This is a genomic window from Methylobacterium sp. E-041 (assembly GCF_022829665.1).
Taxonomy (GTDB): Bacteria; Pseudomonadota; Alphaproteobacteria; order Rhizobiales; family Beijerinckiaceae; genus Methylobacterium.
The window spans coordinates 39,103-54,705 of sequence record NZ_JAKSYQ010000088.1; the positions used below are offsets into that span (position 1 = coordinate 39,103).

At 73.3% G+C, this 15,603-nt stretch carries 14 protein-coding genes; 6 read left to right on the forward strand and 8 right to left on the reverse strand.

Going from position 1 to position 15,603, the window contains the following annotated elements:
* Positions 1-3: 3 nt before the first annotated feature.
* The 3 genes from MKK70_RS08525 to MKK70_RS08535 form a co-directional block, all read right to left on the reverse strand.
* Positions 4-1,164 carry a glycosyltransferase gene (locus MKK70_RS08525; RefSeq protein WP_409568257.1) on the reverse strand — a complete coding sequence of 387 codons (1,161 nt, stop codon included), beginning with the start codon at positions 1,162-1,164 and terminating at the stop codon, positions 4-6.
* A gap of 130 nt (positions 1,165-1,294) precedes the next feature.
* Positions 1,295-3,163, reverse strand: a complete 1,869-nt coding sequence (locus MKK70_RS08530; protein WP_243937540.1) for an ABC-F family ATP-binding cassette domain-containing protein — start codon at positions 3,161-3,163, stop codon at positions 1,295-1,297.
* 69 nt (positions 3,164-3,232) lie between these two features.
* A complete protein-coding gene (locus tag MKK70_RS08535) occupies positions 3,233-4,099 on the reverse strand; it encodes a UDP-3-O-acyl-N-acetylglucosamine deacetylase (protein WP_243946878.1) in 867 nt (288 codons plus the stop codon).
* Positions 4,100-4,479: 380 nt separating this feature from the next.
* Between MKK70_RS08535 and MKK70_RS08540 the strand changes: the two genes are divergently transcribed.
* From MKK70_RS08540 to MKK70_RS08555, 4 genes are all read left to right on the forward strand, one after another.
* Entirely contained in the window at positions 4,480-5,166 is a 687-nt protein-coding gene (locus MKK70_RS08540; protein ID WP_147727456.1) for a Crp/Fnr family transcriptional regulator, read from the forward strand.
* Positions 5,167-5,170: 4 nt separating this feature from the next.
* On the forward strand, positions 5,171-6,229 hold the full coding sequence (locus MKK70_RS08545; RefSeq protein WP_243946880.1) for an ABC transporter ATP-binding protein: 1,059 nt from the start codon (positions 5,171-5,173) through the stop codon (positions 6,227-6,229).
* A 265-nt stretch (positions 6,230-6,494) separates the two neighbouring features.
* Positions 6,495-7,415 (forward strand): ABC transporter permease, encoded by a 921-nt coding sequence (locus MKK70_RS08550; protein ID WP_243946882.1) that lies wholly within the window; start codon positions 6,495-6,497, stop codon positions 7,413-7,415.
* Positions 7,412-8,209 carry an ABC transporter permease gene (locus tag MKK70_RS08555; RefSeq protein WP_243946884.1) on the forward strand — a complete coding sequence of 266 codons (798 nt, stop codon included), beginning with the start codon at positions 7,412-7,414 and terminating at the stop codon, positions 8,207-8,209. Before MKK70_RS08550 ends, MKK70_RS08555 begins: the two co-directional genes overlap by 4 nt.
* Before the next feature lie 4 nt (positions 8,210-8,213).
* On the opposite strand, the gene MKK70_RS08560 is transcribed toward MKK70_RS08555, so the two are convergent.
* Together MKK70_RS08560 and MKK70_RS08565 are read right to left on the reverse strand one after the other, a co-directional pair.
* Entirely contained in the window at positions 8,214-8,873 is a 660-nt protein-coding gene (locus MKK70_RS08560; RefSeq protein WP_147729342.1) for a 3-oxoacid CoA-transferase subunit B, read from the reverse strand.
* 99 nt (positions 8,874-8,972) lie between these two features.
* Positions 8,973-9,710 carry a CoA transferase subunit A gene (locus MKK70_RS08565; protein WP_243933255.1) on the reverse strand — a complete coding sequence of 246 codons (738 nt, stop codon included), beginning with the start codon at positions 9,708-9,710 and terminating at the stop codon, positions 8,973-8,975.
* Between the two features lie 307 nt (positions 9,711-10,017).
* On the opposite strand from MKK70_RS08565, the gene MKK70_RS08570 reads away from it, so the two are divergent.
* Positions 10,018-11,880 carry an AsmA family protein gene (locus tag MKK70_RS08570; protein WP_243946886.1) on the forward strand — a complete coding sequence of 621 codons (1,863 nt, stop codon included), beginning with the start codon at positions 10,018-10,020 and terminating at the stop codon, positions 11,878-11,880.
* Positions 11,881-11,922: 42 nt separating this feature from the next.
* On the opposite strand, the gene MKK70_RS08575 is transcribed toward MKK70_RS08570, so the two are convergent.
* Complete coding sequence (locus tag MKK70_RS08575; RefSeq protein ID WP_147844407.1) at positions 11,923-12,423, reverse strand: MarR family winged helix-turn-helix transcriptional regulator; 501 nt, start codon at positions 12,421-12,423, stop codon at positions 11,923-11,925.
* 98 nt (positions 12,424-12,521) lie between these two features.
* On the opposite strand from MKK70_RS08575, the gene MKK70_RS08580 reads away from it, so the two are divergent.
* Entirely contained in the window at positions 12,522-13,301 is a 780-nt protein-coding gene (locus MKK70_RS08580) for a DUF1499 domain-containing protein (protein ID WP_243946888.1), read from the forward strand.
* 36 nt (positions 13,302-13,337) lie between these two features.
* On the opposite strand, the gene MKK70_RS08585 is transcribed toward MKK70_RS08580, so the two are convergent.
* A complete protein-coding gene (locus MKK70_RS08585) occupies positions 13,338-14,279 on the reverse strand; it encodes an MBL fold metallo-hydrolase (protein WP_243946890.1) in 942 nt (313 codons plus the stop codon).
* Positions 14,280-14,364: 85 nt separating this feature from the next.
* Positions 14,365-15,285 carry a DUF2865 domain-containing protein gene (locus tag MKK70_RS08590; protein WP_243946892.1) on the reverse strand — a complete coding sequence of 307 codons (921 nt, stop codon included), beginning with the start codon at positions 15,283-15,285 and terminating at the stop codon, positions 14,365-14,367.
* Between the last annotated feature and the right edge of the window lie 318 nt (positions 15,286-15,603).

The following is a 15,603-nucleotide window of genomic DNA, read 5'->3' on the forward strand; positions in this document are numbered from 1 at the left end:
GGTTCAGGGCATGGCCCGCGTGACCGCCCCTGCCGATGTCGACGCCGCGACAGCCACTGGCCCCTCCCATCGGTCCCGAACCGATGCGAACGCCCGCACGACCGGCAGCACCGCCTTCGCGAGCCGGATCTGGCCGGGCAGTCGCGCGACGCTCAGCGGCGCGTGCTTCAGCTTCGGGCTGGCGCGCTCGGCCTCCGCGACGACCTGGCCGACAAGGGGGAGGGCGGCGATCCGCGCCGCCTCGTCCGCCGGGATGCCGAGGCGGCGCGCCCAGGCCGTGCTCGTCCCGAGCCGGCCGGAGGCATGGAGCCGGCGCAGGCGGCGGCGCCAGAGGTAGCGATGGAGCGCGCGCGGCACCGGTTCGAGTCGCGCGTCGCAGAGCGCGCCGGGATCCTCGCAGCGGGAGCGGATGGTGTCGGCAACCCCGCCCGGCGCCCGGCCGGTGAGGCGGGCGGAGATGAACACCATCACCGCCGGGTCGTGGCGGACCCGGAACCCGTGCGCGAGGAGGCGGGCGACGAAGGCGCCGTCCTCGCCGAGGGCGATCTCCGGCATGCCGCCGACCCGGGCGTAGGCGTCGCGGCTGACGGCGAGCGTCGCGCCGATGGTGGTGCGGTGGCACGGCCACGGGTCGTTCGGATCGGGGTCGATCCGCGCCTCCGCCTCGGTCAGGAGCGCGCTGTAGGCGTCTTCCAGGCGTCCGCGGGCCGGGAGCGAGGGCGGCAGCAGGGCCGCCTCCTCGGGGATCAGCTCGACCCGGCCCGCGACCGCGTCGGCGCCGGCCGCGAGCGCGCGCAGGTTGGCGAAGACCCAGTCCGGCGGCACGCGGCTGTCGGCGTCGGTGGACAGGATGGTGCCGGCGCCGCCGAGCCAGCCGGCGGCCGCGTCCATCGCCTTGCGCCGGGCCCAGCCGGCATGGGCGCCGGCATATTCCATTTCGATCACCCGCACCGGCACGGAAAGCCGCGGCACCAGCTCGGCGACGATGCGGGCGGTGTCGTCCGTGCAGTTGTTGAGGAAGAGCACGATGCCGAGGCGGCCCGGGGCCAGGCCCTGCTGCGCATCGAGGGCGTCAAGGCAGAAGCCGATGCGCTCGGCCTCGTTGCGCACGGGGATGGCGACGACCGTGTCCGGCCCACCGGCCGCCGGCGTCGTCGGCGCGATGGCATCGAGCACGACCGTATCAGGCATCATCCATCCTCGATCGCCGACGCTCTCCCGCACGGCGACGGTTCGTATCGTGGAACGTCGACATCCTGTCGCGGGCCGCGCCTGTACAGGGGCTGAAGGCCGATCAGGCCGCCGCCTCGATCTCCCCGCTCACCGAGAGCCATTCCTCCTCGGCGGCCCCGAGCGCCGCGACCGCGTCGGCGCGCATCTTCGCGATCTCGCCGGCCTTGGCCGCGTTCTGGAGGAAGGCGGTGCCGTCGCCGAGCGCCGCGTCGATCTTGGCGATGGCGGCGGTGAGCTTGTCCATGCGCGCCTCCAAGCCTTCGAGCCGCTTGCGCAAGGGGGCAAGCGCGGCGCGGCGCTCCACCGCCGAGCGCCGCGCCTCGGCCTGCTTGCCGCCCGAGGCGTCCTCGTCGCGGGCGGCGTCGCGCTCGGGACCGGCCAGCACGAGGCGCCGGTAATCGTCCATGTCGCCGTCGAAGGTTTTCACGGAGCCGTCGGCGACCAGCCAGAGCCGGTCGGCGCAGGCCTCGACCAGGAAGCGGTCGTGGCTGACCAGGATGACCGCGCCCTCGTAGTCGTTGATCGCCTCGACCAGCGCCTGCCGGCTCTCGATGTCGAGGTGGTTGGTCGGCTCGTCGAGGATCAGCAGGTGCGGCCCCTCGAAGGCGGCGAGCCCCATCAGCAGGCGGGCCTTCTCGCCGCCCGAGAGCTGCGAGACCGGCGTGTCCGCCTTGTTGGCGGGAAACCCGAGCCGGGCGGTGGCGGCGCGCACCCGCGCCTCGGGGGCGTCCGGCATCAGCGTGCGCAGGTGCGCCACCGCGTTCTCGGCCGGGCGCAGCTCGTCGAGCTGATGCTGGGCGAAGTAGGCGACCTTCATCTTCGAGGAGCGGCGCAGCTCGCCGGACAGCGCGTCGAGCCGGCCGCCGATGAGCTTGCAGAAGGTCGACTTGCCGTTGCCGTTGGCGCCGAGCAGCGCGACGCGGTCGTCGGGGGCGAGGCTGAGGTTGAGGCCCGAGAGCACGATGCGGTCGGGGTAGCCGGCCGCCACCCGCTCCATCGCCACGATCGGCGGCGAGAGCGGCTTCTCCGGGCTCGGCAGGTGGATCACCGGCACGTCGTCCTCGATCAGCCCGGCGATCGGCACCATCTTGGCGAGCTTCTTGACGCGCGACTGCGCTTGGCGCGCCTTCGTCGCCTTGGCCTTGAACCGGTCGATGAAGCTCTGGAGATGCGCCCGCTCGGCATCCTGCTTCACCTTGGCCTTGGCCTGCAGCATCCGCTTCTCGGAGAGCTGCTTGGCGAAGGAGGTGTAGCCGCCGCGGTAGATCGTCAGCTTGCCGCGGTCGAGGTGCAGGATGTGGTCGACCGACTCGTCGAGCAGGTCGCGGTCGTGGGAGATGATGATCGCGGTGCGGGGATAGCGCTCGAGGTAGTCGTAGAGCCAGATCGTGCCCTCGATGTCGAGGTAGTTGGTCGGCTCGTCCAGCAGCAGCAGGTCGGGCTCGGAGAACAGCACCGCGGCGAGCGCCACGCGCATCCGCCAGCCGCCCGAGAAGTCCGAGCACGGCCGGTTCTGCGCCGCCGCGTCGAAGCCGAGGCCGTGCAGGATCGCCGCCGCGCGGGCCGGCGCCGAATGCGCGCCGATGTCGACGAGCCGCGTCTCGATCTCGGCACGGCGCAGCCCGTCGGCGCCCTCCGCCTCGGCCATGAGCTTCGCGCGCTCGGTGTCGGCGGCGAGCACGACCGCATGGAGCGTCTCGGGCCCGGCCGGCGCCTCCTGCGCCACCGCGCCGATGCGCATGCCCTTGGGCATCGAGACCGCGCTCGCATCCACCGGCCACTCGCCGAGGATCGCCTTGAACAAGGTGGTCTTGCCGGCGCCGTTGCGGCCGACGAGGCCGACGCGGGCGCGGTCGGGGATCGAGAAGCTCGCGCCGTCGAGGATCAGGCGCTCGCCGATGCGGAGGGTGAGGTCGTTGACGCGGAGCATGGGGCGTTCTGGCGAGACCGGCGCCCGGTGGCAAGCGTGCGGTGCCATGCGCTTGAGTCGTGGGACGCCTCAGACCAGATCCCAAGCCGTCGGGTCGGACATCAGCTTGGCGACCAGCGCGTGGTTGAGCTCGTGCCCGGTATGGGCCGCCGTCAGCCGCCCGAGGATCGGATGGCCGGCGAGCGCGAGGTCGCCGACGAGGTCGAGGACGCGGTGGCGCACCGGCTCGTCGGGCACCCGCATCCCGCCGACGATCCCCCCGCGCACGATCATCGCCGCCGAGCGCGCGCCGCAGCCCTGCAGGAACGGCTTGCGCGTCGCGAAGCCGTAGGCGCGCCCGAGCATCGCGCGCCAGTAGCGCCCGAAGCTGCGCGCCGGCGCGATCTCCGCGAGGAAGACGTCCGGCGTGACCGGGCCGGACCAGTCGAGCGGGCCGAAATGCGCCAGCGCGAGGTGGGCGGAGACGTGGAGCCCGTCATGCGGCGCGATGCGCAGCGTGCGCCGGCCGTCCACCACCTCGACGGTTCGCAGCACCCGGATCATGCGGCGCGGCTCGCCATTCTCGATCCGGCCCGCCGCGCGGATCGCGCGGCACCAGGGCACCGCGCTGCCGTCGAAGATCGGAAGCTCCTCGGCATCGATCTCGACGAGCGCCTCGTCGATGCGCTCGGCCGAGAGCGCGGCGAGCAGGTGCTCGACGGTGCGGACCAGCGGCCCCTCCGGCGAGCGCAACGCCGTGCACAAAGGCTGGCGCTCGCGCAGGGTCCACAGCGCCGGGACGTCGACCGTTCGCCCGCCGTGAAGCCGCCGGCGGAAGACGATGCCGTGCCCGGGCGGGGCCGGGCCGACGCGGACGGTCGCGCGGCGCCCGGTGTGAAGCCCGCGTCCCGCCAGCGTGAACGCGGCCCCGAGGGTCGCCCGACGACCGCCGAACACGGGACCGGCCGGGGCGTGGCGCGCGTCGAGGGGGATCGAAATCGCCGCGCGTCCCGGCGCGAAAAGGTCGGGCGGTGAGCCCGGAGGCCTTCGATCGGGGGGCAACAGGCGCGGCATTCCGGATCCCGGGCGCCCTCGCAGGCCGAATGCGGTCCTTCACCTAAGCGACGTCGGCGCGAACGGGAAATCACAGTCTCGCGTAGTCCGGCGCGGCCCCATCCACCTCCATCGCCGACGGTCGGCTTGACCGGTGACTACCCGGTCGTCACGATCCCGCAACAAGCTCGACGACGCGATGCTCCGGGTCGGGCCGGTCGCGCGGACTTTCAGACGGTCCGCGGCGCGGCGGTCCCGGCGCATCGCGAAGGGACCGGTTTTCGATGGCACGGCTCTCCACCATTCCGTTCTTCAAGGAGCCGGGCATCGAGCTCGGCCCCTTCGAGACGCGCTGCCACTGGCGCCGCTTCGACGAGAACGAGGTGCTGGTCGACTTCGACGACGTCTCCACCGACGTCTACTTCCTCGCCACCGGCGAGGTGCGCATCCTCAACCGCACGCAGTCCGGCAAGGAGGTGATCCTGGGCGAGATGCGCGGCGGCGCGTTCTTCGGGGAGCTGTCGGCGCTGGACGGCGTCGGCCGCTCGGCCAACGTCACGGCGCTGACCCGCGGCGAGCTCTGCGTCGTCCCGGCCTCGGTGTTCCGGCAGATGGTGTTCGCCTCGGAAGCCATCGCCGACCGGCTGTTCCGCCTGCTGACCAAGCGCGTGCGCGAGCTCAACACCCGCCTGATGGAGCACGCGCTGCTCGACCTGCGCCACCGCCTCTATGCCGAGCTGCTGCGGCTCTCGGTGCCGCGCGCGGGCGGGGGCGACGAGCGGGTGGTGACGCCGCCGCCCTACCACCACGTGCTCGCCGCCCGCATCGGCTGCCGCCGCGAGCAGGTGACCCGCGAGTTCACGGTGATGGCGGCCGAGGGCCTCGTCGACCGCACCCGCGGCGCCCTCGTGATCCGCCGGCCGGACCTGCTGGAGGCCCGGGTCGCCGAGGCCCTGCGCGAGGACGGCTGAGCCCTTGTCCGCGCCGCTGCTGCGACTCGAGAACCTGACCAAGCGGTTCGGGGCCGGAACGGCCGTCGACGCCGTCTCCCTCGACCTGGCGGCGTCCGAGTTCTTCTGCCTGCTCGGGCCTTCGGGGTGCGGGAAGAGCACGCTGCTGCGCCTGATCGCCGGGTTCGAGGCGCCGAGCTCGGGCACGATCCGCCTCGGCGACCAGGACCTCGCCGCGCTGCCGGCCCATCGCCGGCCGGTGAACATGATGTTCCAGTCCTACGCGCTGTTCCCGCACATGAGCGTCGGCCGGAACGTCGCCTACGGGCTCGATGGCCTCGTCGCCGGCCGCGCGGCGACGGCCGAGCGGGTCGCCGCGCTGCTGCGCCTCGTGCGCCTCGAGGGCTTCGCGGACCGCGCGCCGGCGACGCTCTCGGGCGGCCAGCGCCAGCGCGTGGCGTTGGCCCGGGCGCTCGCCCGCGAGCCGCGGGTGCTGCTCCTCGACGAGCCGATGGCGGCCCTCGACCGCACGCTGCGCGAGGAGACGCAGGCGGAGCTGCGCGCGCTGCAGCGCCGCCTCGCCACCACCTTCGTCGTCGTCACCCACGATCCCGCGGAGGCGATGACCCTGGCCGACCGCATCGGCGTGATGGATCGCGGCCGGCTCGTGCAGGTGGGCCGCCCGGCCGACCTCTACCGCCGGCCGGCCACGCGATTCGTCGCGGGCCTGCTCGGCGACGTGAACCTCATCCCCGGCCGCCTCGGGGCGGAGGAGCCCGGCCCGCATCGCGGCGTCGAGAGCGCGGTGGGACCGCTGCTTGCGCGCGCGCCGGACGCGCCGCTTTCAGCCGGCGCCGACATCGTCCTCGCCGTGCGTCCCGAAGACTTGAGCCTGAGCGGGGAGGGCGTGCCCGGGACGCTGATCGAGGAGACCTTCCTCGGCGACCGCACCCGCCGCGTCGTCCGCCTCGCCGACGGCACCTGCCTGCGCGCGACAACCGCGCCGGGCGAGGGCGCGCCGGTCGTGGGCGAAGCGGTCGCGGTCCGCTTCGCCCCCGATGCCGCGACGATCCTGCCGGCATGAGGTCATCGGTCATGCGCGATGCACGGGACGATGAGGGGCCGGGCACCCGCTCCCGAACGGCTGCCGGGCTCAAAATCGTTACCGAATCTAAGACCCTGCCAGTCGCCCCGCCGCGGTCATCCCGGGGCTGCGCATCAGAGCCCGGGATCCAGAGCCGCCGACGGCGCCATCTCCAGCACGACCAGTGCATCTGGATCCCGGGCTCGCCTTCGGCGCCCCGGGATGACGGGGAGGGTGTGAAAGCGAAGTCCGGGAGACCGGGACGATGACGACGTCCCCAAGCGCGAGCCGCCTGCGCGTCCTTCTCCGCCTGCCGGTCTGGCTCTGGCTCGGCGCCTTCTTCCTGGTGCCGTTCGTCATCACCTTGAAGATCAGCCTGTCGGAGCCGGCGACCGCGATGCCGCCGTACCTGCCGGTGCTCGACTGGCGGGGCGGCGCGGGGGATTGGTCGGACTTCCTCAGGGCGCTCAATTTCGAGAACTACGTCACGCTCGCCACCGACGCGCTCTATCGCGACGCGGCCCTGACGTCGCTGGCCTACGCGCTATCGGCGACCGCGATCCTGGCGGGCATCGCCACGCCGCTCGCCTACGCCATCGCCCGGAGCCCGGCGGCGCGCCAGCCGCTGCTCGTCGCGCTCGTCGTGGTGCCGTTCTGGACGAGCTTCCTGATCCGGGTCTACGCCTGGATCGCGATCCTGAAGCCCGAGGGCCTGCTCAATCTCGGGCTGCTGCGCCTCGGGCTGATCGCGCAGCCGCTGGAGATCCTGAACACCCCCGCCGCGGTGCTGATCGGCCTCGTCTACGCCTACCTGCCGTTCATGGTCCTGCCGCTCTACGCGGTGCTGAGCCGCCTCGATCCGGCGTTGCGCGAGGCGGCGGCCGACCTCGGCGCCTCGCCGACGCGGGTGTTCTGGACCGTGACGCTGCCGCTCGCCCTGCCCGGGCTGCTGGCGGGCGCGGCGCTGTGCTTCATCCCCATGGTCGGCGAGTTCGTGATCCCGGACCTGCTCGGCGGCTCCGAGACGCTGATGCTTGGGCGCGTGCTCTGGAGCGAGTTCTTCACCAACCGCGATTGGCCGCTCGCCTCGGCGGTGGCGATCCTGCTGCTGGTTCTCGTCGTCGGCCCGGTGGTGCTGTTCCGCGACGCCGCCGCCGAGGCCGCGAGCGGCGAGGGCGCACCATGACCGCGCATCGTCCGACCGCGCTCACCCGCACGGCGCTGCTCCTCGGGCTCGGCTTCCTGTACGCGCCGATCCTGGTGCTGGTGGTCTACTCGTTCAACGCCTCGGCCCTGGTCACGGTGTGGGGCGGGTTCTCGACACGGTGGTACGGCGTCCTGCTCGCCGACCGGCCGTTGCTCGAGGCCGCCTGGGTGTCGCTCCGCGTCGCGACGCTGTCGGCCGTCATCGCGACGGCGCTGGGCACGCTGGCCGCCCTCGCGCTCGCGCGGCACGGACGCTTCCGCGGGCGCACGCCGTTCACCGGGCTCGTCACCGCGCCGATGGTGATGCCGGAGGTGATCACCGGCCTGTCGCTGCTGCTGCTGTTCGTCGGGGTCGGCATCGACCGCGGCCTCGGCGCGATCGTCGTCGCCCACGCCACCCTCGGTACCGGCTTCGTCGCGGTCGTGGTCGCCGCCCGCCTGCGCGGGCTCGACCGCGACCTGGAGGAGGCCGCCGCCGACCTCGGCGCCGGGCCGTTCCGGGTGTTCGCGACGGTGACGCTGCCGCTGCTCGCCCCCGGCATCGCCGCCGGGTTCCTGCTCGCCTTCACCCTGTCGCTCGACGACCTCGTCGTCGCGAGCTTCGTCTCGGGGCCCGGCGCGACCACCCTGCCGATGCGGCTCTACAGCCAGGTCCGGCTCGGCGTGAACCCCGAGATCAACGCCGCCTCGACGCTGCTCATCGCCGCGGTCGGCCTCGCGGTCGGCGCCGCGACGTGGCTCGGCGCCAGGCGGGGCGGCCGAGCCGCGGCGTAGGGTTTCAGGCGAGCGCCACCGTGTAGGCCGCCTCGGTCTTGCCGCGGATCTCCTCCTCGGTGACGCCGTCGGCGAGCTCGATCAGCCGCATCCCGCCGTCGCCGTGCTTGTCGATCGTGAACACGCCGAGGTCGGTGATGACGAGGTCGACCACGTGCGTGCCGGTGAGCGGCAGGTCGCATTCCTTGAGCAGCTTCGGGCTCTCGGTGCCGTCCTTGTTCTTCGCCACGTGCTCCATCACGACGACGACGCGCTTGACGCCGGCCACGAGGTCCATGGCGCCGCCCATGCCCTTCACCATCTTGCCGGGGATCATCCAGTTGGCGAGATCGCCGTTTCCGGCCACCTGCATGGCGCCCAGGATCGACAGGTTGATGTGCCCGCCGCGGATCATCCCGAACGAATCGGCCGAGGAGAAGTAGCTCGTCGTCGGCAGTGCCGTGATCGTCTGCTTGCCGGCATTGATCAGGTCGGCGTCCTCCTCGCCCTCGAACGGGAACGGCCCCATGCCGAGCATGCCGTTCTCCGACTGGAGCTGCACCGACATGCCCTCGGGAATGTAGTTCGACACCAGCGTCGGGATGCCGATCCCGAGGTTCACGTAGAAGCCGTCTTCCAGCTCACGCGCGGCACGCGCCGCCATCTGCTCGCGGGTCCAGGCCATTTTTCGATCTCCTGATGTGGGGCGCGTCCCGCGCCGTCCGCCGCACCCGCGGCGACGCGCTTCGCGCTTGCGGCCTCACGGCCGGAAGTCGTCGCGGGCTCAGACGGCGCCGCCGCCGGCCGCGGCCGGAGCGGCCTCGGCGCGCTTGCGCACCGTGCGCTGCTCGATCCGCTTCTCGCGCCCCGGAACGTGGATGATCCGCTTCACGAAGATGCCGGGGGTGTGGATGTCGTCGGCGTCGATCTCGCCGGGCTGCACCAGGTGCTCGACCTGCGCCACCGTCATCGTCGCGGCGGTCGCCATCATCGGGTTGAAGTTCCGCGCGGTCTTCCGGTAGCGCAGGTTGCCCTCGGTGTCGCCGGTATGGGCGTGGACGATGGCGAGGTCCGCGAACAGCCCGCGCTCCATCACGAAGTGCTCGCCGTCGAATTCGCGCACCTCCTTGCCCTCGGCCACCTTCGTGCCGACGCCGGTCTTGGTGAAGAAGGCCGGGATGCCGGCCCCGCCCGCGCGGATGCGCTCGGCCAGCGTCCCCTGCGGATTGAACTCGATCTGGAGCTCGCCGCCGAGGTACTGCCGGGCGAACTCCTTGTTCTCGCCGACATAGGACGAGATCATCTTCGCGACCTGCCGGGTCTCGAGCAGCTTGCCGAGGCCGACGCCGTCGATGCCGGCGTTGTTCGAGACGATGGTCAGCCCCTTCACGCCCGATTCCCGCACCGCCTCGATCAGCTCGTCGGGGATGCCGCAGAGGCCGAAGCCGCCGCACATCACCATCATGTCGTTCTTGAGCAGCCCCGCGAGCGCCGACGTCGGATCCGCATAGACCTTCTTCATGGACACTGAACCCTTCCGGCCCGCGCGCGATCGCGCCGACATTCGTTCCGCGAAAGCTGTCCCCGATTCCGGCGCGCCGGTAAAGGCGCCCGGCGTCGGGAAGCGCGGCCCCGGCCGTCCGCACGAAGGCGGCGGGGACGGCCGGGCGCTGCGGGCAGACAAAGCCGATCGGACGCTTTAAGGGAATCACCCGAACGGTCCGATGCATGACGGCGGGGTGAGCCTGAAACATCCGGGGCCGCTCGTCGTCCCCCGTCGCGACCTCGCCGCCCCTCGAGCGGCCCGCGACGTGCCCGCCCGGAGTGCAATGTCGCCGCGCCGCCTCCTTCTCGCCGTCGGCTTCGCGTCGCTCGCCGTCCTCGGGACCGGCCTCGCGACCCTGCCCTGGCCGGTCGGCACCCCGACGGCGGCGGCCTTCGTCAGCCGCGGCCTGCGCGATTTCGGCTTCGCGCTCACCGCCGAGGGCGCGACCACGATGACGTTGCTGCCCCTGCCGCGCCTGAGCTTTACCCGCACCCGGATCACCGCCGCGCAGGCCGGCGGCCCGGCGCTGATCGAGGGCGGCAGCCTCGATCTCGACCTTAACCCGCTCGCCCTGCTCTCGGGCCAGGCCGACCTCGGCTCGCTCGTGCTGGGGGGCGCCACGATCCACATGCCGGAGGGCGCCGACGATCCGCGCTGGGCCGAGCCGGTGCGCCGGACCGCCGCGCGGCTCGGCCAAGGCGGCACGAATCACCCGCGCCGGATCACGCTGACCGGCGCGACCCTCGACGCGGCGAGCCCCGGCGGCGGCGCGCAGGCGGTCGACCTCACCCTCGCTTGGCCGCTCTGGAGCGCCGGCCTCGACGCGGCGGCGAGCTTCACCTGGCGCGGCGCGCGCACAAGCGTCGCGCTCATCGGCCTGCGCGCGAACGACCTGCTGAGCGGCGCCGCGTCGCCGTTCAGGCTCGATGCCGCCTGGCCCACCGGGAACCTGGCCGCCGAGGGCAGCGCCCGGACCGCGGGAGGCCTCGCCATCCAGGGGCAGGGGCGGATCGAGACGCGTTCGCTTTCCGAGACGATGGCCTGGATCGGCAGCGACGTGGCCTTGGCCCCCTTCATCCGGACGCTGGCCCTCGACGGACGCTTCGAGGCCGCCGGCCGCACGATGGCGTTCTCCAGCCTGCGCGCCACCTTCGGCGACGACGTGCTCGAGGGCGCGGGGTCCGTGAGCCTCGGCGAGGCCCGCACCGCGGTCCAGGCCACGCTCGCCAGCGACAGCCTGAACCTGGCGCCCCTGCTCGGCGGCCTGATGCAGATCTTCGGCGGATCGACGGTCGACGGCGTTCCCCAGGGCGCTCAGGCGATCGCCCTGGGCCCGCTCACGGGCGGAGACCTCGACCTGCGCATCTCGGCGGCCGAGAGCCGGATCGGGCCGGTCCTCCTGAACGATCTCGCGGCGAGCGTGCTGGTGCGGCCCGGGGCGGTCGAGGTCGCCCTCAACCGCGCCGAGCTCCAGGGCGCGACCCTGAAGGGCCGGGTCGCCCTGTCGGCGACCGGCGCGGACGGGGCCGAGACCGAGGTCAAGGCGCAGGGCGCCTTCGACCGGCTCGACCTCGGCGCCCTCCTGCTCGACCTCGGCGAGTCGCGCTGGGTTCACGGCGGCACGCAAGGGCAGTTCGCCCTGGAGAGCACCGGGCGCGATGCGGCGGACCTCACCGCGCACGTCGCCGGACGGGCCGCCTTCGCCATCGACGGCGGCGTGCTCGCCGGGATCGACCTCGCCGACGTCCTGCATCGCAACGGGGCGGTCGCGCCCGGCGCGCTCGCCCGCCGCAACGGCCGCACCCCGTTCGAGCGGGCCGCGATCACGTTGAAGTTCGCCGACGGGGTCGGCGAGATCGGCGAGGGCACCCTCAAGGCCGCCAACCTCACGGGCATCCTGCGCGGCCAGGTCTCGCTGCCGGCGCGCAGCGTCCGGGCCCGGGCGGAGCTCGGCCCGAAGGCCGGGGGCGACAACGCCCGCGCAAGCCTCGCCTTCGACATCGACGGCCCGTGGGCCGGGATCCGCGTCCGCACCGGCCAGAAGGGCGCCGATCCGGACCAACGCGAGGACGCGCCGTCGTCCCTGCCCCTGCACGTGCCGACCTCGGTCGTGATTCCCGGCTCGGCGCGCGCCTACGCCCCCTGATCCGGAGTTCGGGCGAAGCTCGGATCCGCCATCCCGCGACGATCAATCGGCCTTGGGACGATCCGGCCTCTCGGCTTCGGACCGGGCCAGCTCCCGCCAGCGCAGCACGAGGCCCTCGAATGCGGCGAGATCGTCGGCGCCGAGGCGCCCGAGCGTCCGCCCGACATAGGCCGCCTGCGCCGCGAGCCCCTGCGCGGCGAGGTCGGCGCCGGCCGGCGTGAGGTGGAGCGCATGCGAGCGCCGGTCGCCGGGGATCGGGCGGCGCTCGACCAGCCCGGCCTCGACCAGGCGGTCGATCAGACCGGAGACGTTGCCCTTCGTGACGTAGAGGCGCGCCGCCAGGTCCTGCTGGGTCAGGCCCTCGCGCTCGGTCAGCGTCGAGAGCACGTCGAATTGCGGGATCGACAGGCCGATGCCGCGCAGCGTCCCGCTCATCGCCGCCGTGACCCGCCGGTTGAGGCGGATGAAGCGGAACCAGACGCGCAGGGGATCGACCGCGGCGTCGGCAGGATCCGGATCGGGGACGGGGCGGGTACGCGGCATCACGGGGCCAAGCTATAGCAGACCGGGCGATCCCGGCGAGTGGCGCGGCCACGCGCCGGCCGGTATAGCGTTCGCGACCCCGAAGCCAGACACCAGCCATGCGCCGCCTTCTCGTCGAGGAACCCGTCACCCGCGCCGGCCCCCTGGCCCGGTGGGCCGCCCTGTTCTCGCTCATCGTGTCCGGCATCGCGATCGTGCTGGTCCGCGATCCCCGTACGGAGGCCGGGCCGGCGCTGGCGACGCTGGCCGCGGGCCTCGGCGTCGCGGTGCTGGCCGTCGCGCTCGCCGGGTTCGCCTTCGTCCGGGTCTGGCGGGAAGGCGCCCGCGGTCTCGGTGCGGCGCTCGGCGGGCTGGTCCTCGCGATGCTGGTGCTCGCCTACCCGGCCTACGCGGCGCTGCGGGGCTTCCGGCTGCCGGCGCTGACCGACGTGACCACCGACATCGACAACCCTCCGGCGTTCTCGCGCTCGCGCGCCGCGTTCGCCGCCCGGAACGGGCGCTACCCCGCCGATTCCGACCTCCCGACCCGCGAACGGCAGCGCGCCGCCTATCCGCAGATCGCGCCGCTGACCCTCGACATCGACGCCGACGAGGCGTTCGAGCTGGCGCGCAAGGCGGCGGTGAACCGCAAGTGGCAGATCGTCGAGGCGATCCGCCCCGGCGGGCGGACCGGCAACGGCCGGATCGAGGCGGTCTCGCGCAGCCTCATCCTCAACCTGCCCGACGACGTCACCATCCGCGTCCGGCCGCGTGCCGACGGTGCCCGCATCGACGTCCGCTCCGCCTCGCGGCTGGGCACGCGCGATTTCGGCGTCAACGCCGACCGCATCCGGGCCTATCTCGACGAGGTCGCGAACCTCGCGCTCGCCGTGAAGTAGCGTCGAGCGGCCGCGCGCGGCGGGCGGTCTCGCGCCTCAGCCGGCCGGCGAGGGGCCCGGTGCGAAGATCCCGTCGAGGCGCGGCGCGCCCTGCGTCGCCACCAGCTCGCGCGCGACGAGATCCTCGAGGTGGGCGAACACCGACAGCGCCGCCGCGCCGCGCAGGCGCGGATCGAGGTTCTGGTACGTGGCCGCGACGATCGCCGGGATGGTGTCGTCGCCGGCGGCGATGCGCGCGCGGATCGAGGCCTCGCGGTGGCGGCGGTGGTTGGCCAACCCGCGCACGAAGCGCCGGGGATCGCGCACCGGGCCGCCATGGCCCGGCCAGTAGATGGTCTCGTCGCGGCCCCTGAGCTTGTCGAGCGAATCCATGTAGGCGCGCATCGAACCGTCCGGCGGCGCGACGATGCTGGTCGACCATGCCATGACGTGATCGCCGGAGAACAAGGCCGCCTCCTCCGGCAGGGCGAAGGCGAGGTGGTTCATGGTGTGGCCGGGCGTCTCGACCGCGACGAGGGTCCAGCCTTCGCCGGAGAGCGCATCGCCCTCGTGCATCGGCCGGTCGGGGACGTGGTCGCGGTCGGCGGCGGCATCGAGATGGCCGATCTCGCCGGCGCCGAGCGCGCGGGCAGCCCGATGCGGCAGGCAGCCGGCGATCGGCGCGCCGGTGCGTGCCTGCAGCAGGCGGGCGCCCGGGGAGTGGTCGCGATGGGTGTGGGTGACGACGATCGCCGCCACCGACTCTTGGCCGAGATCGGCGAGCAGGGCCTCGACGTGGTCGGCATCGGACGGCCCCGGATCGATCACCGCGACGCGTCCGTACCCGACGACGTAGGTGCAGGTCCCGCTCGCGGTGAACGGGCCGCCGTTCGGCGCGACCCGGCGGCGGACGAGGGGGCTCAACGTTTCCAGGCGGCCGCTCGCGGGCATCACCGTGTCGAAGTCGGGCGCATCGGTACCGGCATCCGTGTCCGCCATCCGAGGCTCCTTTCGATCCCGACCGGCGCGGTCGGCCCGGAGCTACGCGAACGCGCGGCGGCGGACAATCCGAAGCGCGAGGACGTCAACGGAACGGGGAGGGCGTGACCACGCGGATCGGGTTCTGGTTGATCGCGGCGCGCTCGGGGATGCGGAAGCCGTCGCCGACCGAGGCGACCTGGACGAGGCTCGCCCGCTCGGCCGTGCGCAGCGTCCGGCGGAAGGCGTGCGCCTCGGCGTCGCGGCGGATCGCGCCAACCTTCGCCTCGATCCGCCGGCTCTGGCCCCGCGTGATCGCGGCCTGCCGGAAGTCGACGAGGGCGACAGAGCCCGACCGGTTTCGCGTCACCACGTCGGCGCTGTCGCGGGTGGCGACGACGTCGCCCTTGCGCAGGGTGAGATCGCCGGCGAGCGGCAGGGGCGGGGTGCCGGGCGCGGCCTGGCAGGAACAGTTCTCGACGCGCCGCTGGCGGTAGATGTTGGCCAGAGCCGAGGCCCGGTAGGGCAGGCCCTGCGGGCTGATCGCACGGTCGAGTTCGGTCTCGCGGGCGCCGAGGGTGTAGACGTTCGTCGGCGCCCCCGGGCAGGCGGCGGCGCAGGCCGCCTCGTGCACCGGCATGTCGGCCCGTGCCCCGAGATTGCCGAGGGGGAAGAGATAGCCGTCGCACATCCGCACGCAGACCGTGCGACGCCCGGCCGAGGCGACGGCGACCCGCGTCACGCGCTCCGCGCGGGCCCGCTTGCGACGCGACCGGCCGAGCGGGAGGTCGGCCACGGGACGCGGGGTATGGTAGACCGGGCGCGAATACCCAAGGCGGCGGCCGTCGGGCAGGTTGGCGTAGCGGCCGGGGCGGTGCGCCGGCGGCGCGGGCTGCGGCCGGGCGGGCGCGAAGAGTTCCTGGAAGAAGTCGAGCAGGCCGCCGCGCTCGGAGGCCTGGACGAGGCTCGATCCGATCGTGACGCTGCCGAGCCCGAGGATCAGCCCCGCCGCGGCGGTCCCGATCATCTGCCGCCGCGTTCCCCCGGAGCCGTAAAACCTCTGCCAGCGCGCCCAGAACGCCATGTCTCGTCAGGTCTCAGCCCATGCGGCATGCCGGCCCGGCGGTGGCCTGGGCGAGCGAGGCCGACTTAAAGGTTCGTTAAGCGGGGCGGCAAGTGCGGAAGACAACCGACACGATCACAACATCGCAGCGATCAGGCACAGGTATTGGCCCCTCGAGCGGCCTATTATGAGGACACCAGCAGGCGGCTCGACTTGGCGGACCTGTCGCGAGGCCGTGCTCGTCGGCTTTGCCCGGTGGGCGGTGCGCGGCGCGTTCGAGCC